The organism is Mesobacillus persicus (assembly GCF_900109925.1).
In the GTDB taxonomy this organism is placed as follows: Bacteria; Bacillota; Bacilli; order Bacillales; family Cytobacillaceae; genus Mesobacillus_B; species Mesobacillus_B persicus.
The window spans coordinates 229,825-254,509 of record NZ_FOBW01000001.1; the positions used below are offsets into that span (position 1 = coordinate 229,825).

Annotated in this window: 29 protein-coding genes; 25 read left to right on the plus strand and 4 right to left on the minus strand. The window is 39.0% G+C overall.

The genetic code is table 11. The annotated features are described in order from the left end of the window. Positions 1-102 precede the first annotated feature (102 nt). The gene (locus BMX30_RS01100; RefSeq protein WP_090740354.1) at positions 103-2,352 is read left to right on the plus strand and encodes an AAA domain-containing protein; all 2,250 of its coding nucleotides are present in this window, start codon (positions 103-105) and stop codon (positions 2,350-2,352) included. Positions 2,353-2,435: 83 nt separating this feature from the next. Here BMX30_RS01100 and BMX30_RS01105 read toward each other — a convergent pair whose 3' ends face one another. Next, complete coding sequence (locus BMX30_RS01105) at positions 2,436-2,687, minus strand: hypothetical protein (protein ID WP_211482044.1); 252 nt, start codon at positions 2,685-2,687, stop codon at positions 2,436-2,438. 163 nt (positions 2,688-2,850) lie between these two features. On the opposite strand from BMX30_RS01105, the gene BMX30_RS01110 reads away from it, so the two are divergent. The 12 genes from BMX30_RS01110 to BMX30_RS01155 all read left to right on the plus strand — a co-directional run bounded on the left by BMX30_RS01110 (position 2,851) and on the right by BMX30_RS01155 (position 12,493). Further along, entirely contained in the window at positions 2,851-3,252 is a 402-nt protein-coding gene (locus tag BMX30_RS01110; RefSeq protein ID WP_244532473.1) for a hypothetical protein, read from the plus strand. A 176-nt stretch (positions 3,253-3,428) separates the two neighbouring features. After that, positions 3,429-4,610: an acetyl-CoA C-acetyltransferase gene (locus BMX30_RS01115; RefSeq protein ID WP_090740356.1), complete on the plus strand. Its 1,182-nt coding sequence runs from the start codon at positions 3,429-3,431 to the stop codon at positions 4,608-4,610. Positions 4,611-4,813: 203 nt separating this feature from the next. Then, a complete protein-coding gene (locus BMX30_RS01120; protein ID WP_090740358.1) occupies positions 4,814-6,112 on the plus strand; it encodes an MFS transporter in 1,299 nt (432 codons plus the stop codon). A 216-nt stretch (positions 6,113-6,328) separates the two neighbouring features. Beyond that, complete coding sequence (locus tag BMX30_RS01125) at positions 6,329-7,078, plus strand: glucose 1-dehydrogenase (RefSeq protein WP_090740360.1); 750 nt, start codon at positions 6,329-6,331, stop codon at positions 7,076-7,078. Positions 7,079-7,248: 170 nt separating this feature from the next. After that, positions 7,249-8,091 carry a 2OG-Fe(II) oxygenase gene (locus BMX30_RS01130; RefSeq protein WP_090740362.1) on the plus strand — a complete coding sequence of 281 codons (843 nt, stop codon included), beginning with the start codon at positions 7,249-7,251 and terminating at the stop codon, positions 8,089-8,091. Between the two features lie 139 nt (positions 8,092-8,230). Next, positions 8,231-8,725 carry a flavin reductase family protein gene (locus BMX30_RS01135; RefSeq protein WP_244532474.1) on the plus strand — a complete coding sequence of 165 codons (495 nt, stop codon included), beginning with the start codon at positions 8,231-8,233 and terminating at the stop codon, positions 8,723-8,725. A gap of 253 nt (positions 8,726-8,978) precedes the next feature. After that, positions 8,979-9,254 (plus strand): DUF1292 domain-containing protein, encoded by a 276-nt coding sequence (locus BMX30_RS01140; protein WP_244532475.1) that lies wholly within the window; start codon positions 8,979-8,981, stop codon positions 9,252-9,254. Between the two features lie 4 nt (positions 9,255-9,258). Next, positions 9,259-9,420, plus strand: coding sequence for a hypothetical protein (locus BMX30_RS23320; protein WP_170843753.1), 162 nt, complete (start codon positions 9,259-9,261; stop codon positions 9,418-9,420). A 23-nt stretch (positions 9,421-9,443) separates the two neighbouring features. Next, positions 9,444-9,620: a hypothetical protein gene (locus BMX30_RS23325; RefSeq protein WP_170843754.1), complete on the plus strand. Its 177-nt coding sequence runs from the start codon at positions 9,444-9,446 to the stop codon at positions 9,618-9,620. Positions 9,621-9,849: 229 nt separating this feature from the next. After that, complete coding sequence (locus BMX30_RS01145) at positions 9,850-10,917, plus strand: ABC transporter substrate-binding protein (protein ID WP_090740367.1); 1,068 nt, start codon at positions 9,850-9,852, stop codon at positions 10,915-10,917. A 4-nt stretch (positions 10,918-10,921) separates the two neighbouring features. Beyond that, on the plus strand, positions 10,922-11,695 hold the full coding sequence (locus tag BMX30_RS01150; protein ID WP_090740370.1) for an ABC transporter ATP-binding protein: 774 nt from the start codon (positions 10,922-10,924) through the stop codon (positions 11,693-11,695). Positions 11,696-11,698: 3 nt separating this feature from the next. Then, on the plus strand, positions 11,699-12,493 hold the full coding sequence (locus BMX30_RS01155) for an ABC transporter permease (RefSeq protein ID WP_090740372.1): 795 nt from the start codon (positions 11,699-11,701) through the stop codon (positions 12,491-12,493). Between the two features lie 168 nt (positions 12,494-12,661). Here the strand turns inward: BMX30_RS01155 and BMX30_RS01160 are convergent, their stop codons facing one another. Continuing rightward, positions 12,662-12,898 carry a hypothetical protein gene (locus BMX30_RS01160; protein WP_090740374.1) on the minus strand — a complete coding sequence of 79 codons (237 nt, stop codon included), beginning with the start codon at positions 12,896-12,898 and terminating at the stop codon, positions 12,662-12,664. Between the two features lie 209 nt (positions 12,899-13,107). Here BMX30_RS01160 and BMX30_RS01165 point away from each other — a divergent pair, with 209 nt between their 5' ends. The 6 genes from BMX30_RS01165 (at position 13,108) to BMX30_RS01190 (ending at position 18,065) form a co-directional block, all read left to right on the plus strand. After that, positions 13,108-14,556 (plus strand): SulP family inorganic anion transporter, encoded by a 1,449-nt coding sequence (locus BMX30_RS01165; protein WP_090740376.1) that lies wholly within the window; start codon positions 13,108-13,110, stop codon positions 14,554-14,556. A 15-nt stretch (positions 14,557-14,571) separates the two neighbouring features. After that, complete coding sequence (locus BMX30_RS01170; protein WP_090740378.1) at positions 14,572-14,991, plus strand: universal stress protein; 420 nt, start codon at positions 14,572-14,574, stop codon at positions 14,989-14,991. 146 nt (positions 14,992-15,137) lie between these two features. Further along, complete coding sequence (locus BMX30_RS01175; RefSeq protein WP_090740380.1) at positions 15,138-16,490, plus strand: MATE family efflux transporter; 1,353 nt, start codon at positions 15,138-15,140, stop codon at positions 16,488-16,490. Between the two features lie 160 nt (positions 16,491-16,650). Further along, positions 16,651-16,863 (plus strand): hypothetical protein, encoded by a 213-nt coding sequence (locus BMX30_RS01180; RefSeq protein WP_244532476.1) that lies wholly within the window; start codon positions 16,651-16,653, stop codon positions 16,861-16,863. Between the two features lie 24 nt (positions 16,864-16,887). Further along, a complete protein-coding gene (locus BMX30_RS01185; protein WP_090740384.1) occupies positions 16,888-17,169 on the plus strand; it encodes a spore coat protein in 282 nt (93 codons plus the stop codon). Positions 17,170-17,222: 53 nt separating this feature from the next. Next, a complete protein-coding gene (locus tag BMX30_RS01190; protein WP_090740386.1) occupies positions 17,223-18,065 on the plus strand; it encodes a deoxyribonuclease IV in 843 nt (280 codons plus the stop codon). An 878-nt stretch (positions 18,066-18,943) separates the two neighbouring features. On the opposite strand, the gene BMX30_RS23330 is transcribed toward BMX30_RS01190, so the two are convergent. Beyond that, the gene (locus BMX30_RS23330) at positions 18,944-19,093 is read right to left on the minus strand and encodes a hypothetical protein (RefSeq protein WP_170843755.1); all 150 of its coding nucleotides are present in this window, start codon (positions 19,091-19,093) and stop codon (positions 18,944-18,946) included. A 9-nt stretch (positions 19,094-19,102) separates the two neighbouring features. After that, entirely contained in the window at positions 19,103-19,714 is a 612-nt protein-coding gene (locus BMX30_RS01205) for a DUF421 domain-containing protein (RefSeq protein ID WP_090740392.1), read from the minus strand. Positions 19,715-19,886: 172 nt separating this feature from the next. On the opposite strand from BMX30_RS01205, the gene BMX30_RS23335 reads away from it, so the two are divergent. The 6 genes from BMX30_RS23335 (at position 19,887) to BMX30_RS01235 (ending at position 24,652) form a co-directional block, all read left to right on the plus strand. Further along, entirely contained in the window at positions 19,887-20,048 is a 162-nt protein-coding gene (locus BMX30_RS23335; protein WP_170843756.1) for a hypothetical protein, read from the plus strand. A gap of 40 nt (positions 20,049-20,088) precedes the next feature. Further along, positions 20,089-20,229, plus strand: coding sequence for a hypothetical protein (locus BMX30_RS23340; RefSeq protein ID WP_170843757.1), 141 nt, complete (start codon positions 20,089-20,091; stop codon positions 20,227-20,229). Between the two features lie 89 nt (positions 20,230-20,318). Next, positions 20,319-21,251: a D-2-hydroxyacid dehydrogenase gene (locus BMX30_RS01220; RefSeq protein ID WP_090740398.1), complete on the plus strand. Its 933-nt coding sequence runs from the start codon at positions 20,319-20,321 to the stop codon at positions 21,249-21,251. Positions 21,252-21,803: 552 nt separating this feature from the next. Next, positions 21,804-23,252: an alkaline phosphatase family protein gene (locus BMX30_RS01225; RefSeq protein ID WP_090740400.1), complete on the plus strand. Its 1,449-nt coding sequence runs from the start codon at positions 21,804-21,806 to the stop codon at positions 23,250-23,252. Between the two features lie 11 nt (positions 23,253-23,263). Next, positions 23,264-23,980 carry an endonuclease/exonuclease/phosphatase family protein gene (locus tag BMX30_RS01230; RefSeq protein ID WP_244532477.1) on the plus strand — a complete coding sequence of 239 codons (717 nt, stop codon included), beginning with the start codon at positions 23,264-23,266 and terminating at the stop codon, positions 23,978-23,980. Between the two features lie 36 nt (positions 23,981-24,016). Then, positions 24,017-24,652 carry a TVP38/TMEM64 family protein gene (locus BMX30_RS01235; protein WP_090740402.1) on the plus strand — a complete coding sequence of 212 codons (636 nt, stop codon included), beginning with the start codon at positions 24,017-24,019 and terminating at the stop codon, positions 24,650-24,652. Positions 24,653-24,685: the final 33 nt, after the last annotated feature.

The window sequence follows — 24,685 nt, forward strand, 5'->3', positions numbered from 1 at the left end:
GATAATAAAGACAACACTTGTAACCCATGTTATAAGTGTTGTCTTTTTTTATTTTGGCTCGAAAATAGACTTTATTTCAGAATTTTTAAAAAGGAAGAAAACATGACAAACACGAAAACCTATATAAAAGAATGGCAGCAAGCGCTGCAAAACGAAATCTCGTACTTAAAAAAATATGGTGGAAACAAGGAGAGTGTGACGAACGGGCGTCTGTTATCAAAAGATGTGCTATTCACCTATTATTTTGACACTTCAGGTTCGCTACGGATACCTGTCGGCTCTGCTATTCGTTTGGAATGGGGTGGGCTCAAAACGAAGGGGCGGGTGCTTTCTTCAGAAGGAAAAGGGGTTATTTTAGCGCTTGAGAAATATCTTGGTGACTTGATTTCCGAGGCGTTTCTCTTACATGATCCTTGGGAGCTGCTTGAACACTTAATCGAGCGCTTTGATGAAATCAAAAAGAACAAATCAAAAAGGTTACGTGTGAAAAGGCTGATGGATCCATCGATGGAAGCGAAGCATCCAACGGAGAAGATAAAAAGCAATGTTCATGAACTGATCTTGAGGTCGAAGTATAATCCTGTTACTTTTGTGTGGGGTCCACCTGGTACCGGGAAAACGCATACTCTTGCCAGAGTTACTGCCAATAAATATTTTCAGGAAAAACGCGTTCTCGTCTTGTCTCATAGCAATCAGGCAGTGGACGTTTTAATTGGTGAAATTTCTGCTTTTATAAAAAAACAAGATCGCTTTCGTGAAGGGGATGTCCTTCGCTATGGAACGAACACGGGAGAAGCCCTTGGGAGTCATACGGGAATTACAACCAATCAGTTAATTGAAAAGCTAGATCCCGAACTTTCGAAACAGAAGGAACTCCTCATAGTAGAAAGACGTAATTTAAAACAGGATTTAGCTCGTTCCTTTAGTCAAAGAGATTCAAATGACTTATTGGAGATAGAAACAAAAATCGCGAGAATACTTGATAAGGTTCGGCAAAAAGAGCTCGAGCTATTAAAGGAAGCATTGATTGTCGGTACAACGCTTGCGAAGGCTGCGAGTGACAGTGCGATTTATGAAAAGGATTATGACCTTGTCATTCTAGATGAAGCAAGTATGGCCTATGTTCCTCAAGCCGCATATGCAGCAACTTTGGGAAAGAGAGTCATCATTTGCGGAGATTTTAAGCAATTACCGCCAATTGCCTCGAGTAGGGATTCGCTTGTAACAAAATGGCTGAAAGAGGACGTCTTTCATCGAGCTGGTGTCACCACCTGGGTGAGCGAAGCAACACTTCATCCGCACCTATTTTTATTAAAAGAACAGCGAAGGATGCATCCTGATATCTCCGCATTTACAAATCGGTATATTTATCAGTCATTGGTTACCGATCATGAGACGGTGTTTCGGAATCGAAACGAAATTGTTGCACGCCCACCCTTCCCTGAGCGTGCATCGATTCTTTTAGACACAAGTTATACTGGGGCGCACTGCATTAATGAAAAAGGAACGAATTCTCGAATAAATCCTTGGCAGCTATTATTGTCGTTTCAGTTGATTCATGAAGCATATCTTGGTGGTGCGACTTCAATCGGTTATGTAACGCCTTATCGAGCACAGGCTAACTTAATGCAGCTGTTGCTTGAGGAATTGTATCAAGAAGAACGACTAAATGCAGACATCATTGCCGCAACAGTCCATAAATTCCAGGGCAGTGAACGTGATGTCATGATTTTTGATACTGTAGATAGTGCTCCACAAACACGTGCGGGGATGTTGCTCATTGGTAAAGACAGTGAACGATTAATTAATGTAGCAATTACACGTACAAGAGGAAAGTTTATTCATGTCAGTAACGAGGCATTTATTCGTGGTCATGTATATAGGGACAAGACGCTTCGGCAGCTTGTTGATCACCAAGTAAGCCATAAGCAACGAATTACGACAAAAGAAATTGGAAGTTGGATTAAAAATCAGCATCCAAACCTTCAGTGGATGCATGCGCGAAAGTTAGAATATGTTTTTCAGGATATATTGGAGGCAAAGTCTACCATTGTCCTCTCGCTGCCGGAGGGTACGATTTTAACTGCCGAATGGAGAAAACAATTGGTTAATAGGCAGAGTCAAATTAAATTGGTAGTTATTTCTAATGATGATTGGCAGGAGTTAGACGCTAATCAATTGGTTTATCAAGCCTTTCCGTTCCCGTTCCTCATTATCGATGAGCGTCTATGTTGGCTAGGGATGCCCCTTGAAGGAGCCCGCCAAGTGGAACCTCCTTACGTTGCTGCTAGGCTTGAATCCAAAACAATGTCCGAATATCTTTTAGGACAGGTTCTTAATCGTGAAAAATAAACTTTATTTAAAAAGATTAATAAGCATGAAGCTAAAAGGTAAGAGCTTCATGCTTATTTACATTAAAAGAGATTACCATTTATTTAAAAATAGAAAGGGGCTCCATATCCATATCCGTATCCATAAGGGAAACCACCGAATGCTGCTGCTCCTAAAGCGCCTCCTAGCGCACCAGCAAGTAACGGGGCTCCGAAGCCAAATCCGAACGGAGCTCCAAATCCGAAGGGTCTACCGAAGCCAAATGGTCTACCGAATGGTCGACCATACCCCCATGGGCGGCGCCCTATAATTCTCGTGTCATGTGGATTTACTAACATACCCTGGCCATAATTCATCCCCAAATTTCCTCCTCTTTATTTTTATTCACTGAATTATATGCATTTACCTAGTCCTACTATTGGGTTAACGCCTGTATGGAGGAAAAATTAGGCATAAAAGTTTAGAAACTGATTTAAGAACAAACTAAAAAGGAAAGAATTGCGTTTAGAGGTGTACGCTATGAAAGAGAATAAAAAGGGCAAACAGAGTGTAAATGATCAAAACCTATTTATAAATAACCGCATAAAAAATGAAATAGAGGGGTTAACTTTTACAAAAAACTTTCGCTCTGCGACGGCGGAGGAATGGTATGTGTTCCTTCCTAGTTTTAAGGACCCACAAACTGGAGGGGCAGCTGGTAAAGCAATTATCCATTATAATCTCTATGGAAACCGGGATGTTTATATAAATACGACGATTATTTTTGACGACCCAGATATGCATAATGAAAATATCCAGCCAGTTGTGATTTCCATTGTAGATGAAATTATAAACCGCCTTGTTGGTTATGCTGATACGCTATTAGCTGTACATGCGGGAGAAAACTCCTACCAGGCGGTCTATAAGGCAGAAGGCTCTTAAAGAAAAGGCCGAAATAGAGAATCTAATAGAGGATCTAAAAAAGGATTCTCTTGAAAATTATCAAAATTATCCGTAAAGTGTAGTAAAACAGAACAGACAGTTATAAAATGAAAGGAGGTTAGTTTATTGAAAAAGAACTATTAATCAACGAAACATATGTTTAAGGAGTGGATGAAATGAAAGCGGTTTATTTAGTAGAAGGGGCTCGAACACCTTTTGGTAGTTTTGGAGGTTCGTTAAAATCCGTATCAGACATTGATTTAGGGGTAGTTGCAAGTAAGGAGGCCCTTAAGAGAAGTGGAGTACCTGCAAAGGATATCGATCATGTTTTCTTTGGGAATGTTATACATACAACCAAGGCTGCTTCCTACCTGTCTCGTCATATTGCTCTTAAATCGGGAGTTCCTATCGAAGTCCCTGCTTTAACAGTAAATCGACTTTGTGGATCAGGGTTGCAGGCTGTAGTCTCAGGTGTTCAAGCGATCATGTTGGGTGATGCCAATACAGTCTTGGCAGGCGGTGCTGAAAATATGAGTCAATCTCCGCATGTTTTACGAAACACCCGTTTTGGTACTGGTTTAAAAACACCTGAAATTGATGATATGCTTACCTTGACTTTGCAAGACCAATATACAGGTTGTGGCATGGGGATTACAGCTGAAAATTTAGCTGAACAATACGAGATTACTAGAGAAGAACAAGATCAATTTGCTCAATTGTCCCATCAAAGGGCATCCGCAGCAAGGGAGTCAGGAAGATTTCAAAAGGAAATCGTTTCGGTGGAAGTACCTAGTCGCAAAGGACCAACAATCGTTCTTGAAGATGAGCATATTAAACCAGAAACAACGGTTGAGAAGCTCTCAGGCCTAAGGGCTGCATTCAAAAAAGATGGCTCAGTTACCGCTGGAAATGCAAGTGGAATTAACGATGGGGCAGCTGCAGTTGTATTGGTTTCCGAACAATATCTTGAAGAACATCCAGAAGTAAAACCGTTGGCCAAAATCATCTCCTACGGAGTCGCTGGGGTTGACCCTACGGTAATGGGAATTGGTCCAGTTCCAGCTAGTAAGATAGCTATTTCAAAAGCGGGATTAAGCTGGAATGAGATTGACCTAATCGAATTAAACGAAGCGTTTGCTGCGCAATCTTTAGCTGTAATGAAAGAACTTAGCCTTAGTCAGGAAAAAGTGAATGTAAATGGCGGGGCCATTGCTCTAGGTCATCCAGTTGGGGCTAGTGGAACGAGAATCCTTCATTCCCTTGCGTTGGAATTAAGAGCAAGACAAGGAAAATACGGCTTAGCTACGTTATGTATTGGTGGCGGGCAAGGGATCTCAATGATTATTGAGAGCGTGTAGAAAACTGAATAAATTGGTAGATTGTGATAATCTTATTTTATATGTTAGCACCATAAACAGATGTTTATGGTGCTGTTTTTTATCGTTGTTAAAACATTTTTGTTTACCCCGTGGGGTAATTAAGATAAAATTAGACGATAGGAGGAGGAGGAAATCATGCTAATTGAAAATAAAAATCGGCCATTCGAAAAGAGGCTTATGTGATGTCAGATAGATCTGAAACTTTAAAAGCCAAAGAACAACCAGCTTGGCTACAAACATATATTGATTCCCCGGAAAAGCAACGTCAGCTCTATCGTCGGACATTGCTTATTGTAGTAATTTCCCAAATTTTTGGTGGGGCAGGACTTGCGGCGGGGATAACTGTGGGTGCCCTTCTCGCCCAAGACATGCTGGGCACAGACGGTTTTGCAGGAATTCCGATTGCACTATTCACTCTAGGTTCAGCTGGGGCGGCCTTTCTAGTAGGAAGACTCTCCCAACGTTTTGGGCGACGCTTTGGTCTTGCCTCAGGTTTCCTGGCTGGTGGAGTTGGTGCTTTGGGCGTCGTCATATCAGCCGTTACCAATCATGTTCCACTTCTGTTTGTGTCACTCATTGTTTATGGTGCTGGAACCGCAACGAATTTACTAGCTCGCTATGCAGGTACAGACTTGGCCAATTCTAAACAACGTGCAACAGCTGTGAGTATCGCAATGGTTTTCACTACCTTTGGAGCTGTGGCAGGACCTAACTTGGTGGAGGTTATGGGTAATGTTGCAATCAGGATTGGGGTCCCCCCTTTAGCAGGTACGTTTATCCTTGCAGGTGCAGCTTATCTTCTAGCAGGATTGGTTATTCTTGCCTTCATGCGTCCAGACCCTTTAATCGTTGCAAAAGCACTAGCGAGTATTCAGAAACCGGATGAGCGGCAACTAGTTTCGGATAACAATCCTATCGAGTTAAATAAACGTGGGGTCGTTGTCGGTGCAACAGTTATGGTTTTAACTCAAATGGTGATGATTGCTATTATGACCATGACGCCCGTTCATATGGGTCACCACGGACATGATCTGAATGGAATTGGATTGGTTATCGGGATTCATATAGGTGCGATGTTTCTACCCTCTCTTATAACGGGTATTCTTGTCGATAAGGTTGGACGCACAGCAATGGCGATTGCATCAGGTGCCACTTTACTTGTTGCGGGTGGATTATCTGCTGTTGCACCTGGTGATTCAATGATTATCCTAACGATCGCTCTCGCTTTACTTGGCCTTGGTTGGAACTTTGGTCTAATTAGTGGTACAGCGCTAATCGTGGATTCAACAACCCCAGCCACGCGTGCAAAAACACAAGGTTCCGTTGATGTTATGATTGCTTTGTCTGGGGCAGCTGGTGGCGCATTATCTGGAGTCGTTGTCGCTCATTCTAGTTTTGCAGTCCTTTCAATTTTAGGAGGAGTTCTGTCACTAATCCTAATTCCAGTTGTTCTTTGGTCTCGCAAAACTCAGGTAAGTTAAGCACCGTTAAGTCTAAAAAAAGAATAGAGTCTGTCTTAATATAATTGGTCGTTTTCTACTATTTTAGAAATCGGCTTTTTTCAAATTCAAATGTTAATTCCTTAGCAGGGGTATCGTACCTTCTATCTCATTTGACATTGTTCTTGTTTAGACGAATGGTTAAAATTACAATAAAAATAAACACTAATGCATACAAGATCATAGGGAGGAATTTTTGTGAGTTTTTTAAATAAGACAATCATTGTAACTGGTGCAGCAAAGGGAATTGGAAAGACTATCGCTGAAATGTATGCAGAAAATGGGGCCAATGTGATTTTAGCCGACGTCGATAGCCAAGCAGGAGAGCAAACAGCAAGAAACATAAAAGCAAAAGGCGGACGAGCTATGTTTGTCCAAACCGATGTTAGACAAGAAGCTAGTATTGTCCAGTTGATGAAAACGGCACAGAATACATATGGAACAATCAATATTTTAATCAATAATGCAGGAAAAGGGTTATTTAAATCCGTCTATGAGGTTACCTTGGAAGAATGGGACGATGTATTGAATACCAATTTAAGAAGTGTCTTTCTTGCCTCTCGTGAAGCAGCGAAGTATATGCGTGGAAATCATGAAGGTGGCGCAATTATCAATCTCGCATCGACAAGAGCCCTCATGTCTGAGCCCAGCTCGGAGTCTTATGCAGCATCTAAGGGCGGAATTGTTGCCATCACCCACGCACTCGCCACCTCCCTTGGTGCAGACCGAATCACGGTAAATGCAATTTCTCCTGGGTGGATTGAAACCGGAGACTACTCAAAATTATCAGAAGCGGATCATGCCCAGCATCTATCCAAGCGAGTGGGAAAACCAGAGGATGTTGCACGTGCTTGTCTATATTTGACAGCGAAGGAAAACGATTTTGTAACTGGGGTCAACCTTGTTATTGACGGTGGCATGACAAGAAAAATGATTTATGAAGAATAAGGACACTCTTTTCTTCGGTAATTGAGAGTAGGGTTCCAACCCATGTTCTATTAATCTAATCAGTTGTAATTCTACAAAAATTTGTTTAATCTAACTATAGGTAAAATGAATCAAGGATTCCCCACAGAAATTTGCACAGTCGATCACAACTCCCAAAGGAGACGGATTTCATGGATAAAATAAGACAAATCTCTAGTGAGCTCAGAGATTGGATTATTAGTACCTTAAATAATGGTGTCAGTCCCGTCGCAATTGCAGATGCTATGATAAAAAAAGGATTTGATCCAAAATTTGCTTATGAAGCTCTTTTTCGAATAGTCGGGAACGAATCAATTAAAACAAGTGAAACTAACTTAAACACCTATCAATCTGAACTTCCCGAGATTGGAAAAAAGGGGAATGTTATTACTACTACTGATAGGGAAGTTAAAGTTCTTTCAAGAGTAGAGAAGCCATTTATTCTGCACCTTGATCATGTTTTAAGTATTGAGGAATGCGATGAACTTATAAACCTGTCAAAAGATCGCCTGCAACCATCTCGTATCGTCGATCCCACTACTGGGGAAGAGAAGGTAGCACCTGGCAGAACAAGTAAAGGGATGCATTATACCATTCGTGAAAACGCATTAATCACGACAATTGAGAATCGGATAGCTGGATTAACCGATTTCCCAGTTGAGAATGGGGAAGGTCTACAGGTTTTAAATTATGACATTGGGGAAGAGTATAAACAGCATTTTGACTATTTTCCGCCGAATAAAGTTGACCACGATAAAGGTGGCCAACGGGTTGGTACCTTTTTAATTTACCTAAACGATGTCATTGAGGGTGGCGAGACGGTGTTTCCAAAAGCAGGTGTCTCCATCGTTCCCAAAAAAGGTTCAGCGGTTTATTTCCATTATGGAAATAGCAAAGAGCAAGTGGACCGGATGTCCGTCCATAGCAGTGTGCCTATCGTTAAGGGAGAAAAATGGGTAGCGACAAAATGGATTCGCCAAGGTAAAATTTATTGAATGTATTAAACAAATAAACTTCTAAACCGAAAAAAACATGATTTTACAGTTCTGATAAATGTACACAAGGTAAGAAAGTTGTTACTATTGTTATATATGAAAAATAAAGACAATGTTCATTGGAAGGTGTGTTAAGTATATGACAAATCAAACAAATGAAACGCTTTTTAAGGAAGTAATGGGGAATTATCCAACAGGAGTGACGGTTGTTACAACGGTTGATGAAAATGGAACTCCACTTGGATTAACGGTCAATTCCTTTGCATCGGTATCAATTGATCCATTACTTATCCTTTGGTCCATTGATAAGCGCGTTTCCTCGCATGATGTGTTTAAAAACACAGATAAATTCGCCGTCCATGTTCTAGCTGGCGACCAAAGTGATATCTGCGGATTATTTGCAACAAAGGGGACAGATCGTTTTAGCAATTGTGAATGGCAGCTATCTAATCAAAAGCTTCCAGTAATTGCAGGAGCAGCAGGAGTTTTACAATGTAAAACCTTTAAAACGATTGATGCTGGTGATCATACCATTTTAATTGGTGAAGTAGTCGAAATTGAGAGCAACAACAAAGAACCACTTTTATATCACAAAAGAAAATTCGGGCCAATTCCGGATGAATTTTATAAATAGGCTTCAGCCCCCCTCCCTTGTAAAGGAAGGGGTTTTTTAATGTAATAAATCTTACATTGTATTATTCATTTATGCCTGACTTATTTTCCGTAAAAACCAAAATTATATCCATGGAAAGATTGTTATCCATTTCATATTTCAACTACCTTGTACTTTTAGGATTTTTCCTAATTGTGAGGGGAAACTATTTGAAAAGGTTTTTTCCTTTTGCTTTCCTATATCTTGTTGGTTCTTAATAATGGAGGTGGATAATTTGGAAAAAGATGAATCAATTCGTGATTTAATTACTGTGGAAGATGAGACAGGTAAAGAAATGTCATATGAGGTAGAAGCTTTATTTGACATGCAAGGAGAAACGTATGCTCTATTAAGATCAGACGATGACACGATATTAATGCAGGTTGAAGAGGATGAGCAAGGCCAACACCTTGTAGGTCTGTCGAATGAAACGGAAAAAGAAGCCATTCTTGATGCTTATCAAATAGCAGTTGATGCTGCACCTGCGGATGAATATAAAGGAGACTTATAAGGAAATGAATAAAGAAAATAAACGTAAACAAAGCACCGGTCCTACTGTTGCTCCTGGGATGGATGATACTGAAGAACTTGAGCAAAATGCTACTCAATCGGAAGTCGAAAAGGGTGAATACACAGAGGTAACAAATCTTTCTTATGATGAGGTTAACCCAAGTTAATAAGCAGGAGGGAGGTTGCTTCCATGTCTGACTGGAACCAAGAAGGTGCACCAAATAATAATCTTTCACCCGAAACGATTAATAATTCAAAGCTAGTCAGTAAAAACGGTTTGCAGCAAGACCACGGATCCTCAAAAGGTGGAGAAAGTGATCAAGTAATTAAAAAACAGTTAAAGCGACGTCAACCTGGAATGGGTTAAAGCTGGAGCAGCCATTTTGCTGCTCCTTTAGTTATTTCAGCGGGATTAAACAGCCAACTATAACGTAGTCTCGTTAAAACAAAAAAAATTTAACTGCTATTTTACTATTCATTTTCGGAAGGGAGAGAATTTCTCCCAGAAATTTTTAAAATTGTTGTAGAATAATAGTGAGCTTGCGTTATAATAGTCTATAAATTAAAAACATTAAGTTTATTAGGGGGCTTAAATTGTGAAAAAATCATTACTGGGGATGCTAGCAACGATTGTAACACTAGTGCTAGCATTAGTTGGTTGTGGCAATGATGCAGAGACCAACGATTCATCCAAAAGCGGTGCTACAAATGAGGGAAGTACTGAAAAGGTTTCAATTGATGTGGGAATGCTAAAATTAACTAGTACGGCACCATTATTTATTGCCATTGAAAAGGGCTATTTTGAAGAAGAGAATCTTGAGGTTAACCCTCAGTGGTTTGAAGCAGCACAGCCGATTACTGTAGCAACTGCAGGTGGAAGTGTTGATGTTGGTGCAACCGGAATTACTGCAAGCTTGTACAATATGGTTGCTGGAGGTCAGAAATTATGGATTGTCGCGGACAAAGGTAGAGAGCAAGAAGGATTCTCTTCTTCTGCGTTACTTGTTCCAAACGATTCGGATGCGTCTACTCCCGCCGATTTAAAAGGCAAAAGAATTGGAATTACTCAGACTGGTTCTACATTCCATTACATGGCTGGTAGAATTCTAGAAAACCATGGTTTATCATTAGACGATGTGCAATTAGTACCGTTAAATAGCATTAAAGGTCTGATGGAGTCATTGAATAGCAAACAGGTTGACGCAGTCATTTTAAATGAACCAAATATTTCTACAGTTGTACAAGACGGATATGGAAAAGTCATCACCCAAGTTGGTGAAGAAATGGACTACCAAACTTCCGGTATCTTTTTCTCACCTAAGTTTGCTGAAGATAAAGATACAGCTGTTCGATTTTTAAAGGCGTATGCAAGGGCTACAGAATATTATTATGATGCAGTATTAACGCAAGAAAATGGTGAGCTTGTTCCTGGTGAAAATTATGATGAAGTCATCGGGATTATTGCCAACTACACCGACCAAGACCCTGAACTGATTAAAAAAGGGTTGCCATACATGGACCGTGATGGCCGGTTGTTAGAATCAGATATTCAAACTCAAGTAGAGTGGTATGCAAAAGAAAAGCTAATTGACAAGGAAATTGATGTTAATGAAATTGTTAATACAGAATTGCTAGAGGAAGCATTGACTGAATTAGGGAAGTGACAGCATGAGAGTCGTAGTTGAAAATGTGGAAAAAACGTTTGTTGATTCTAAAAAAAACGAGGTACTTGCGCTAGAGGATATTAACTTCTCCATTGAGAAAGAAGAATTTGTTGTCTTAGTCGGGCCTAGCGGATGTGGGAAATCGACCTTATTAAATATTGTCGGGGGATTATTATCACCTACTAAAGGACAAGTTTATTTTGAAAGTAGTAATGATAAAGATCCTACTCTAGGAATTGTCTTCCAAGAAATTGCATTATTCCCTTGGAGGTCGGTTTTCGAGAACGTCACATTCGGGCTTGAAGAGAGAGGCGTTAGCAAAAAAGAGAGAGCAGAAAAAGGGAAGCATTATATTGAAATGGTCGGACTAACTGGTTTTGAGGCTGCCTATCCAAAACAATTATCGGGTGGGATGAAGCAAAGAGCAGGAATTGCGCGCGCACTAGCTGTTGAACCTGATCTATTATTAATGGATGAACCTTTTTCTGCACTAGATGCCCAAACACGTACAATCATGCAGGAAGAATTGTTAACGATTTGGAATCGGACCCGATTAAGTACACTCTATGTTACTCATAACATCCAAGAGGCTGTTTATCTGGCGGACCGCGTGATTGTGTTGTCCAGACACCCTGGACATATTAAAAAGATCATTCCAATTGAATTACCAAAGATTGGCCGTGATCAAGAAAAATATCGTTCACAATTCGAACGATATTCAAATGAGATTTGGGAATTAATCCGTCATGATGCCGAAGAAGCATTAAAGGAGGCGTAACGGATGGAAACCACTACTAGAAAAGTAATTAAAAACCGTGTCGCCTTTCTTGAGCAAAAGGTACCAGGCTATGTGTCGGTGTTAGGTATCACAGGTATTCTCCTCTTATGGGAGCTGGTTTGCCGACTTAATATTGTACCACCTTTATTTCTACCTGCCCCTACCGCCATCGTTACCGATGGCTGGGAGTTGATTAGCAGCGGGGAGCTGTTGAAGAATTTAATCGCTAGCCTTTATCGCATTTTTGGGGGTTATGCAATCGGAGCTATATTCGGTATTACGGTGGGTTTAATCCTAGGGTTCTCAAAGTGGGCAGATGCAATTTTCACACCCATCGTTTATTCAATCTATCCAATCCCGAAAATCGCTTTATTACCACTGATTATTTTATGGTTTGGCATTGGTGAAATGCCGAAAATTGCAATCATTGCACTTGGAGTATTTTTCCCCGTGTTAATCAATACATTTTCAGGGGTGAAAAATGTAGATCCAAGCTTAATTAAAGCAGCTGTTACATTTGGGGCTAGCCATGTAAGTGTGATTCGAAAAGTCATTTTACCCGGTGCCCTTCCTACCATCTTTGCTGGATTGAAATTAGCAGCAGGAACAGCCTTGCTGTTACTCGTTTCAGCAGAAATGATTGCCGCTGAGTACGGCATTGGTGCAATGGTGTTACATTATGGGAATTTAATGATTACCACCAAATTAATGGCAGGTGTTCTAATCCTATCTTTATTAGGTCTAACGTTTAACAGAGGATTGCAGTGGTTAGAGCGAAAACTTATTCCGTGGAAGTAAATTATAAAAGCTGTTTTCGTAAAGGCCTTTTCTCATAAACTGAAGTTAATTTTTAAATGAAAAAACAGCTAATAATGTCCATTTAAGTTCTAAAAGCAACAAAGTTTGAGAAAGAGCTATATAAAAGAAAGACAGTGCCTGCTTTAGGTACTGTCTTTGTTTTGAAAGTTACTCTGCAAAAAATCCAAGTGCGTATTTAACCCCTTCATGAACATCCTCTGTTTCATAGCCTGCTAAATCCTCAAATGATAGCTTCATTTTGACATCCTCTAATTCATACCCGCTATCTAAGTCAATATTTAAAAGTACCTCATATCCCTCTTCTGTCACGCTCGTATCAAGAATATTGAACGTCCGAATCGGTACCCCTATTTCGTAATCGATTGAATCCATGAACTCTGCCATATTTTTACCCCCATCTTTTTTACGGAATACCTACTTTAGTTGGAAACATTAACAATTTTTGTTCGTAAATTAGCTCTTTCAATTTAAGTCTGTTATTTCTTACTATCATTTAATCGTTCCACTTTATGCCACTTACATCTATATTGTCTGAGATTATCTAATGGTCACTCAAAGATATGCTCATACTACCCTCGAGGAGGTATGTACAGATGGAGGGTTTTTCTTACAAAAATGAATGGTTCGGAAATATAAAAGGAGATATCCTTTCGGGAATTGTCGTTGCGCTCGCGTTAATCCCAGAAGCGATCGCGTTTTCAATTATTGCTGGTGTTGATCCAATGGTCGGGTTATATGCCTCTTTTACCATTGCGGTTACCATTGCTTTTGTTGGCGGTAGACCTGGGATGATCTCAGCAGCAACGGGTGCGATGGCGTTGTTATTCATTGATTTAGTCGCGGATCATGGTCTTGAGTATCTTTTAGCTGCCACGATAGTAACGGGTGTAATACAGATACTCTTTGGAGTATTTAAGTTGGCGAGGTATATGAAGTTTATCCCAAGGTCAGTGATGATTGGTTTTGTTAATGCATTAGCGATTATGATTTTTACGTCTCAACTCCCGCATTTTGAAGGAGAAGGCTGTATTGTGTATGCGTTGGTGGGTCTAACTTTAGCGATTATTTATCTTTTCCCTTATTTAACGAAAGCTGTACCTTCAACGTTAGTAGCTATTGTCCTTGTTACAGCCCTTTCAATTTTTATGAACTATGGCATCCGAACAGTTGGAGACATGGGGGCTATTTCACAAACCTTACCTGTGTTCTTGCTCCCTCAGATTCCGTTGTCATTTGAAACATTAGCCATTATTTTCCCCTACTCGATTGCTTTGGCGATTGTCGGTTTGTTAGAATCATTGCTAACAGCGTCAATTGTCGATGATATGACGGATTCGGATAGTAATAAAAATGTAGAAAGCCGTGGTCAAGGCATTGCTAATATTATTACTGGCTTTTTTGGCGGCATGGCTGGTTGTGCGATGATTGGTCAATCCGTAATTAATGTAAAGTCAGGAGGACGTGGGAGGCTTTCAGCATTAGTCGCTGGTGTATTTCTCATGTTTTTAATTGTTGTGTTAGGTAATATTGTCATTCAAATACCAATGGCCGCTCTGGCAGGTGTTATGATTATGGTATCCATAAGTACCTTCGATTGGAACTCCATTCGAACGCTACACCTTATCCCTAGGACAGACGCGTTGGTCATGGTGGTTACTGTCCTGACTGTGGTCTTTACCCATAATCTAGCGATTGGGGTTTTTACCGGAATTCTCCTGAGTGCTGTCTTTTTCGTTTCAAAAATTTCTAATATTAAGGTAGACAGTAAATTAGAAGGAAGTCACAGGACTTACTTTGTAAAAGGCGAATTGTTCTTCGCTTCCGTAACAGATCTTCTAGCCAAATTTGACTTTAAGGAAAAGGTGAAAAGTGTGGATATTGAACTTAGTAGAACGCATATATGGGATGATTCTGCGGTAGCGGCTGTAGATAAAATCGTTTCGAAGTTTGAAGAAAATAATATTATTGTTACGGTAAAAGGGTTAAACGAAGACAGTACCGAACTAGTAAATAAATTAGCGAATAAATTAGGGTCACATTAAGGGAGTGAACTAGGTATGTACAAAAGGATCTTACTAGCTACAGATGGGTCTGAACACTCAAAAAGAGCGGCAGAGAATGCATTAACGATTGGTAAATGTAATTCCGATTCGAAAATGGAGATCGTTTATGTAATCGACCATGATAAGGTGAAATCTGACGTCCTAAGTAACTGGAATACGGCTGAAATAGGGGATAAACATAAAAGTCGTCTTAAGGGGATTGAACAGATGGCTATTGATTCTGAAGTAAATTACGAAACGAAAATATTACACGGTGAACCAGGTCCTGCGATCGTTGAATACGCAAATAAAAATCACTTTGATGTCGTAGTCATTGGTAGTAGAGGGCTAAACGGTCTTCAGGAATTTGTTTTAGGAAGTGTTAGTCATAAAGTTGCCAAGCGGGCAAATTGTCCTGTATTAATTGTAAAGTAATGATGCCAAAACTGGGGATGCTTTCTCCAGTTTTTTTTGCTCATGTCAGGCTTAAATATTTGGAACGTGAGCAAGTCTCGTGATTGGTGGATAATCGTGTGATAAAATATGGAAATGTTCTACAGAAATAAAGGAGTGCTTTGATTTTGGCGCAATATGACTTTACGAAAGGTCCACTTGTTAAGCAATTATTCTTATTCTCAACGCCGATTATGCTAGCTAATTTACTTCAAGTATCTTATCAATTTATTGATAGCCTCTGGGTAGGAAATTTATTAGGAGCCAATGCACTTGGTGCCATCACGATCGCTTCAACTGTAGTTGTAACGGTCCTATCGTTTATCATTGGAATCAATCATGCGACATTAACGATTTTGTCTCAACAAAGAGGAAAAGGGAATGATCATGGCCTTAAATCATATTTAAATGCCTTTGTTGTTGTCCTAGCGACACTTTCATTATTTGCCGGTGTCAGTGGTTTCCTATTTTCCGAACGAATCTTAGTTCTATTGGACACCCCACCAGAAATGCTCGCAGATGCGAATGCTTACCTCCGAATAAATTTTATCGGAATTCTATTTTTATTAGGTTATAATTTTATAAGTTCGGTTTTAAGGTCATTAGGAGATAGTAAAACACCGTTGAAATTTGTGATGGCTGCAGTTTTGCTGAATACTGTGTTAGACCCATTGTTTATTAGCGTGTTTGGTTGGGGAATGGAAGGAGCTGCTTATGCTACCGTCATCTCGCAAGGACTCTCGTTTTTATATGGACTCATTTATACGCTTAGACGGAAATTAGTTCCTTTTACATTACCGTCTCTTCCTAGTAAGGAAGAAGTGTGGCTGATTTTAAAATTAGGAATACCCTCCGGATTACAAATGATGGTCATTCATGCGGGCGTTTTAGCGATTTTGAGTGTTGTTAATACGTTTGGAGAAGAAGTTGTCGCGGGGTTTGGTGCCTCACAGCGGATTGATAGCCTAATCACCTTACCGGCGATGGCATTAGGTACAGCCGTAAATAGTATGGCAGGCCAAAATATTGGTGCAAACCGTTGGGATAGAGTTAGACAGCTAGCCATTTATGGAGCGCTTTATAATCTAGCTATCATGCTTGTAATGGCTGTTGTTATTGTTTTATTGGCTGAATCTCTCATTGGATTGTTTATCCCGGAAGGAGAAGCGGCCACATTCGGTACCGATTATTTAAAAATAATTGCGTTCTTTTATCCCTTCATCGGACTCAATTTTATTTTAAATGGAATTGTTAGAGGGTCTGGGGCGATGTATCAAGTACTAGTGCTAAACGTCATCTCTTTTTGGGTCTTACGTTACCCATTAACGGATCTATTTTCATCGTTATTCGGTCCTAATGGGATCGCTTTTGGAATGGGCATTAGTTTTGTTCTAAGTAGCATTTTTTCATTTGGGTATTTTAAGTTTGGAAAATGGAAGAAACAAGACTTGTTTTCAAAGGGTCAAAAAATATCTAACTGATAAACGGCTTAGCAGCACATTTAATTGTGCTGCTTGTTTGTGTTTCGGATGTTAAATAGACGACCGTTTTTTAGGGAAGAATAAGGATAAAATTTTTGAAATTCTACAGGATTAAACTATATTAGCGGTAATTCCTTAAAGAATACTTTGACCTTGGGAGGTGAGGGAATTGATACAGTTAACGACAAAGGAATTGTCTTTCATCGAGGATGAAATTCGAGCGGAAGAAATTACAGCAAAAACAATGAGTTGGTGTGCTTCTCAGTGCAAGGAAGCTGGATTGAAAGAAACGTTACATAAAATGGCCGAAAGTCACCATTTAAAAGTAATTGAACTATCCAATTATCTTAATCGCTCAACTAACCTTCACTAATTCTCATTATGGGGTGTAAAGAAGATGCGTAATCATTGTTTAACTGACAAAGAAATGCTCCAGCTATGCCTTGAGTTAGAGAAAGGGCGTTGTCAGAGCATTAGTAATACGATGTTAGGGACGACTCATCCCGCCTTGCGCGAGGTCTATCAAGAATGCTTTGAAAATTCAAGTAGCAACCAATATCAATTGCTTGATTTATTGGTTGCAGGGGACCAGTATAAAACCCAAATTGCAAGCATTGAAAAGATTGGAACTGTACAAGAACTCATGCAAAATAGACTTAATTTCGATGACCTATTCTAACATGAAAAACAAAAATACCTTATCTAAGAACAAAGGACGGATGTGGATTAGAAATGAGAGTTGGAAGTCATGTTAGCATTCGAAATGGATACCTAGGGGCAGCAAAACAGGCCGTTGCTAATCAGGCATCCGCTTTTCAATACTTCCCCAAAAATCCGAGGAGCCTTTCGGTGAAATCATTTGACCATGATGATGCTCTGAGCTGCAAAGAATTTTGTGGGCAAAATGACATCCAATCTGTAGCCCATACACCCTACTCTACAAGCCTTACTCCCTCTAAAGATAAAGTAGAGCTAACTTACGCCTCTTTGTTAAATGATTTAGAAATTGCGGACGCTTGTGGTTCCATCGGTGTAGTTGTCCATTTTGGAAACCAAATCAGCGATGTTGATCCTTTAGCCAGCTACCATTTAATGTTGGAAATGTTAAACCGTGTTTTAAGTGATTGGGGTGGATCTTGTAAAATTTTATTAGAGAATAACGCCGGAACAAAAGGTGGATTGGGGACTACCTTGGAAGAATTGGTTCAGGTTCGAAATTTATGTGATTACCCAGAGAAAATCGGTTTCTGTCTCGATACATGCCACGCGTTTGCAAGCGGTCTTTGGAATGGTGAAAATACGGGGGGAGTCATCGCTAAAGGGGAAGAGTTAGGATACTGGAGGGATTTAGACGTCATCCATCTTAATAATTCTAAGTACCCAACTGGTTCTAAAAAGGACAGGCATGCAAATATTTTTAAAAATGGCTATATAACCGAGAAACAATTAGAGTTATTTGTTATGTCTTCAGCGCTAAGAAATGTTCCCCTCATCCTGGAAACGCCTGATGATGAAGGCATAGCTCATAAAGACGAAATTCAAACCCTCATGCAAACATGGGGAAAGAAGGATTAGAAGGATCCGTTTCGATTGAAGCGGGTTTTTTCAGTTTTTCACAATGAGTATACATAGTAATCTATCAACTAACTAAATCTGTATTTGATGCTACTTATAAATAAATCAGAGCATATGTTCTACCAATGTGATATAATTAAACGGCAATAGAATAGGTTTCTCAAGGGTGGTCAGCTAATCCCCTAATGAAAGGGGGTGATGCTGTGACGGTATTTGAAGCATTGATGTTTGCATGTGCTTTTGCAAGCTTAATTGTTGCAATCCTGTCTTTTACCAATAAAAAATAACCCACCCTTGAGCCTAGCAGCCAGGTGGATTATTTCCCTCTATAGCTGATCCCCTTTTAAGGGACCTTCTATTGTATCGACCGTTTGGTGTTACCAGCACCAGCGGTCTTTTCTTATTTATGTCTATTATAGTTTTATTATAACCAAGATTCATTAAAAAGAAAACCAATAGGAAAAAACTACTTAGCTTTCTTCTTCTGTTTTTCAATATTTCCGATAGACTCGCCGTTCGGGAGCCCATACAATCTGCTTTTAGGTTCGTGTATGGTTTGTGAAGGCCAAAGATAAGGTTATTCCCTTTAGCGATGTCATTTCCGTCACTCTTCCCGTATTGCATATATAAATAGCCTATTGTAATTCCTTCTATTGGAAGAAAGTAGATTAGCCAAGCCTTTATTGGTGGCATCTTAATTGTCGCTCTAACACTTATCATCGGTTCACAAGATTACAATGGCCGAGGTTTAGAAATGCTTGAGCAAGCCTTCGTCCCCTGCCTAGTCGCAAGTTTTGTTGGCCATTATGTAACTGTATCAGCCTGGGGGGTTAAACATAAAGAAAAAATGATGATTGATAATCTACCAGACCTATCTATCAATTCTTCTCGCGAGTTTCTCCAATCAAATCATTCACAGATAATAGAAGGGCCGTGGTGGAGCCAATAATTAGACCGATAAGAATGCCAAAGACAATCCATTTCGACAAAGTGAAGATAAATGTACGATAGCTTTGTTTAGTATTCATTTTCATTCCTCATGTTAAATGTTTTGGTGGTTCTTTGTCATGTTCATTGTTTTTAATTTCAGAGAATATTGAGGATGACTGATTTGATGAAATACTATGTAGTTTCGAAGGGGATGCATGGATGTTTGTTTGTACTAGAGAAATCAGCATGTTAATATCCTCTTTTGTTGCATATTGCTTTTCAGGTTTTAACATATAGCCTAATTGACCATTAGATTCAATTGTAGCCCACTGTAAATCGCTAATATTCTGAACACCTTGTTGTCTCAAACGAACCTCGAGCATATCAACTGTTAGGCGTAGTTTTCTTAGATTTCGTTCATTTATTTTTCCATTTTCGACGACTATGATTGATTTGCCATAAAAAAACCTTTCAAGCGGATCGAACTTTAAAACAAGATATTCAATGAAAAGTAGGGTAAGGACAAGCAATAAAGTAATGACCATCGTAATCCATATATTTCTTTCGCTTACTGGTTGTATGATTAATGATCCAACAGCAATCATCATCACCGTTTGTGCAACGGTAAGTTGGGAAATAGATTTCCTTCCAGCTAAGCGCAAAATAAGAATGCCCCCGAACACGATGACGACAGATTTCCATATAAAGTGTAGATCCAAAAGAGTAACCTCCTTTCCCGATGCGCTTTCCTATTGGTTCCCATTATCTTTCTCTGCCTTGTGAAAAAATATCAGTATTCATCATTAACAACGCATTAAGGGTATATGAGGTGTGTGTATGTTTCTTTCGCTGACAACAGATAATACAAAAGTGGGTAAAGGGGGCGATAAAATGGCTAAAAATGAAAAAACGGCTGAACGTTTGGAGCAGCCTTTGATGTCTACTGGAACCACGGAACAAGGATTTGATAGGGATACGAAGGATTCCAAAGTCGTAAGCAAACCTAAAATTGGCGAGACGATGTTAGGTGATAATGGAAAACTGGGCAAATAAGATAAGAGTTAACGAGCTAGCTAAAAAAGGAGTGGGAAAAATGAAGAAGAAAGAGCAATTTCTAGAGGGGGCTAAGGTGACTCAGGATAATCAAATCTTTGGTACACCTAATAGCAAGAGTAAAAATGGAACTGGTGATTCTCCTAATGATAATGTTAACAAGGGGAAATCTAATCGTTAAAATTAGCAGCCAATCGGCTGCTTCTTTTTATGTTCATTTACCTATGGTTTGTTATGATAAACAAAGAGGAATTATGGGAGGGAGAAAAGGTGGAAATAAACAAGATTATTGTTGCGAGTCCGATGTACAAAGAAATACAAGAAATTTTGAATAGAAAAGGTGTAAAGAAAAATTTTCGTTTTTATTCCGATGAAGAGGTGACACAAGAGGATTTAAATTGGGCGGATGCCTTTGTCTCATTTAGTATGAAAGACCAATTTGATTATCATAATCTTAAATGGGTTCATTCACTTGGAGCGGGTGTTGATCGGTTTTTATTTGGGAAGGAATGGCCAACAGGTGTACTCTTAACAAGAACTGTTTGTTCGTTCGGGCAAAGAATTGGTGAGTATTGTTTAAGTTATTTATTGAAAGACTTACAGCTTCACGATCGCTTTCAAACATTAAAGGAACAAAAACAATGGAAACCCAAAACACCTCTATTATTAAGTGAACAGAAGGTCATGATTTATGGCACGGGGGAGATTGGACAAACAACAGCGAAGATCCTTTCTCAATTTGGAGTGAAAGTATACGGTGTCTCATTAAGTGGGGAAAACAAAGAACATTTTAATGAAGTCATGAATCTTGAAAATCATTATGAAAAATTAAGTGAAATGGATTTTCTGATTAATACACTCCCGTTAACGGCACAAACAGTCAACCTATTTAATGAGGAAATTCTAAATAAGTTAACGGGTGTCGGGTTGATCAATGTAGGCCGCGGTGCAACAGTAAACGAAAAAGCTTTATTAGCTGCATTACATACTAAGCATGTTAGATTTGCTGTACTGGATGTCTTTATTCAAGAGCCACTTTCAGATGAAAATGACTTATGGAGTCATCCGAATGTCTTCATCACTCCACATATATCCGCTGTGACTACTCCAAGCGAAGGAGTAGAGTGTTTTATTGAAACATTAATAAAAGTTGAAGGGAATCGCCCGCTTTCAAATATTGTCGATGTAAAAAGAGGTTATTAACTTTATTACAGGCATTATATAAGAAAAAAAGGAGCTGTAAAATCTGCTCCTTTTTTGTGTTGAGTTAGCCTCACACTTTTCCTTGTACCGGATTATAGGAACATAAGCGACTGAAACTAGAACTTTGCAAGCCTTTGGTTCTAATCTGTTTGCGATAATGATAACAAAAAAAATTAGGAAAGAAGAAAAGGAGGAGAATAGTTAGATAAGGAGTAATTGATGATCATTTCTATCAAGCATTTTTATAAAGGGGATGATTTCTTTTGAAGAATCACCCTTTTTTGAGGCCATAGGTCAATGAATGAAACTTCCGGTTGTCTGCAAATACTATGAAGACTAGCAATCATAAGGTCAATAGTATACATATTAAGCGTTTTCCCGTGTCCTTAATGAATCTACCATAGGAGTTGTTGCGAGCTGTTAAAATTTATCATTCCAATTTTATTATTTTTATTATTAGTAACAACAGCCTATTTAAATCTAATCAAACCAACCGAAAAGACATCTAATCAACTCAATCAACACGATCTTACACCAGATAAGAAGGTTGTTATGATCATCATTGATTCAATCATGGATGAGCCATTACAATCTACCATTTCACAAAGTAAAGCGCCTGCATTGCAATTCCTCATTAATAATGGTCAGTATTATCCTGAAATGGTTAGTAGTTTTCCAACAATGTCTGTGGTGGTGGACAGCACCTTATTAACAGGGACCTATTCTGATCAACATAAAGTGCCTGGACTCGTTTGGTTCGATACAAATGAAAACCGTTTTATCAGTTATGGTAGTGCACAAAAAGAAATTCGAAAACTTGGTATAAAGCAAGTTCTTAACGAAAGTTTATTTCGCTTAAATCACCAACACCTAAGCCCGAATGTTAAAACCATACATGAAGAAATAAATGGACAAACGGCATCGATTAACACGCTTATGTATCGGGGAAATCATACAAAACCTTTAAATGTACCGAAAATTGTTAGCCTTGCCGGCCTCCTGAAAGAAGATGCTTCTATTAAAGGCCCTAATTACTTTTCCTACGGATTGCTTTCAATGATTAACCCAACTAATAAGCATAAACATGTATGGGAAGCTTTTGGGTTTAATGACCGATTTGCGGCTGACGAATTGAAATATTTGATTGAACACAACCGATTACCCACTTATACTTTAGCTTATTTTTCAGATAATGATAAGAAAGTACACGAGAAAGGGGTCAATGTTACAAAGGGGATTGAAGATGCCGATAAACAGTTACAGAAGGTTCTTAATGAGTATCCCTCATGGGAAGGGGCATTAAAGGATACTGTTTGGATTGTGATGGGAGATAGTGGGCAAACAGATGTTCTTGTTCACAAAGAACAAGCATTAATTGATCTAAGAGACCTCCTTAAAGAATATCAAATTTATAAAATAAGCGGACCAGTACAGGAGAATGACCAAGTTGTCCTCGGCTTAAATGAACGGATGTCTTTTATTTATCTATTAGATGAAACGATCTTTAAGGAAAATATCATTAATCTCCTTAGTAGGGATGACCGTATTGACAATATCGCTTGGCAAGAAGGTGAGAAAGTTAACGTTGTTTCTTCGGATTATAACGGATTGTTATCATTCAAGCCTAATGGAGAATACACCGATCAGTATGAGCAGACATGGACGATTGAAGGGAATGCGCAAATTTTAGATTTAAGTATGATGAACGATAAAAGAATTACATACAACGACTATCCGGACGGCCTTGCTCGTTTATATAGTTCATTTCAGTCACATTCAGGAAATTATCTTATTGTGAATGCAAAACCAGGCTATGAATTTGTTGGTGAGGGGTCACCAACCCATATTGGTGGGGCGGGGCATGGGTCTTTGCACAAGCAAGATACGTTTTTTCCAATGATTATAGCTGGTACGGAACTAGAGCCCAAATATGAGCGAATCGTGGATTTGAAAGAGTGGATACTCCGAGTTCTAGAACAAAAAAATGAACAGAATCAGTGAGGTATGCTTCATTGAACATCAAAGTCATGACTTATAATATTCATCATGGTAAGGGAACCGATAAAATAGTGGACTTGAAAAGGATAGCCGATGTTATCACACAAAGCGGTGCAGAGATCATTGGGTTAAACGAGGTAGATAAGCACTTTTCAAACCGCAGTCATTTCGTAGATCAAATTCATTTTCTCGCTAAGGAATTAAAGCTGCACTATGCGTTTAGTCCTTCACTAACACTAAAGACTAAAAACGCCAAGACCATTCGTCAGTACGGAAATGGGATCCTTTCTCGTTATCCCATCGTATCGAGTCATCATCATCTACTAAACTTTATCCCTCGTCTTATTGAAGGAAGATCGATATTAGAGACGGTCATTAATGTAAATGGGAAATTACTTAACGTTTATGTCACTCATTTAAGTTTAAATCCTTTTTTACATAAAAAACAAAGCGGATTTCTTTTGAAAAATACCAAGGAACTGGCGATTATCCTTGGAGATTGGAATATGAAACCAAACACTAGGAAATGGAAGAGCGTAAGTGAAAAATATCGAGATGTGTGGTTAGAGTCGGGAAAGGGCGCGGGTTTTACTTATCCTTCAAGAAAGCCGCGCACAAGATTAGATTATATATTTACTACAAAGGACTTTAAAGTAGATAAAACAGAGGTTTTGGATGCAATCCCAATAGCTTCGGACCATTTACCATTACTAGCTACTTTATCTATTTAATCTTGCAAAAAGTGTTGTTGACAGGGAGTCTTTCTTATGAAAAAAGGAATCGCATTCATTATTCTTTATGGAATTATCCTATTTGTCGCTTTTTTGTATCGAGAACCTTTATTGGATTGGTTGCATCAAAGCAATCTTTCCCAGCTGCCATTGATGTTTGTACTAGCTGTCTTATTTAGTACAATTCCAATTATACCTTTTACGGTTTTTGCTGGATTGATGGGGGCTAAGTATGGAGTATGGATTGGTGCGTCGATTAATTGGGTCGGTACCGTAGGAGCGGCTGCCATCTTTTTCTTGCTAGCACGGTATTTTTTTGTTGAGAAGTTTCAGGAATACATTTCAAAGTATAGCGGAATTAAGAAATTCGATTATATCATTAGTGAAAATGCATTTATTGCTGTGTTATTTAGCCGCATGATTCCAGTGGTACCAACCCCGGTAATTAACATATACTCAGGACTGAGTAAGATGTTATTTAAGACCTATATTCTAGCAACTGCGATTGGAAAAATTCCTGGGATGATTGTTTACGCCTATTTAGGAAATGGACTTTTTTCGTCGAGCCATTCGTTGTTTTCTGGCATTTTTATTTATATAGGCTTTCTTCTGATTGTGATTCTTTTCTATCGTAGGTGGTATAGAGGGAAGAGCAATACAGTGCTGGATTAATAAGCGAATAAAAAACCTTTTTCGCTTTTGACG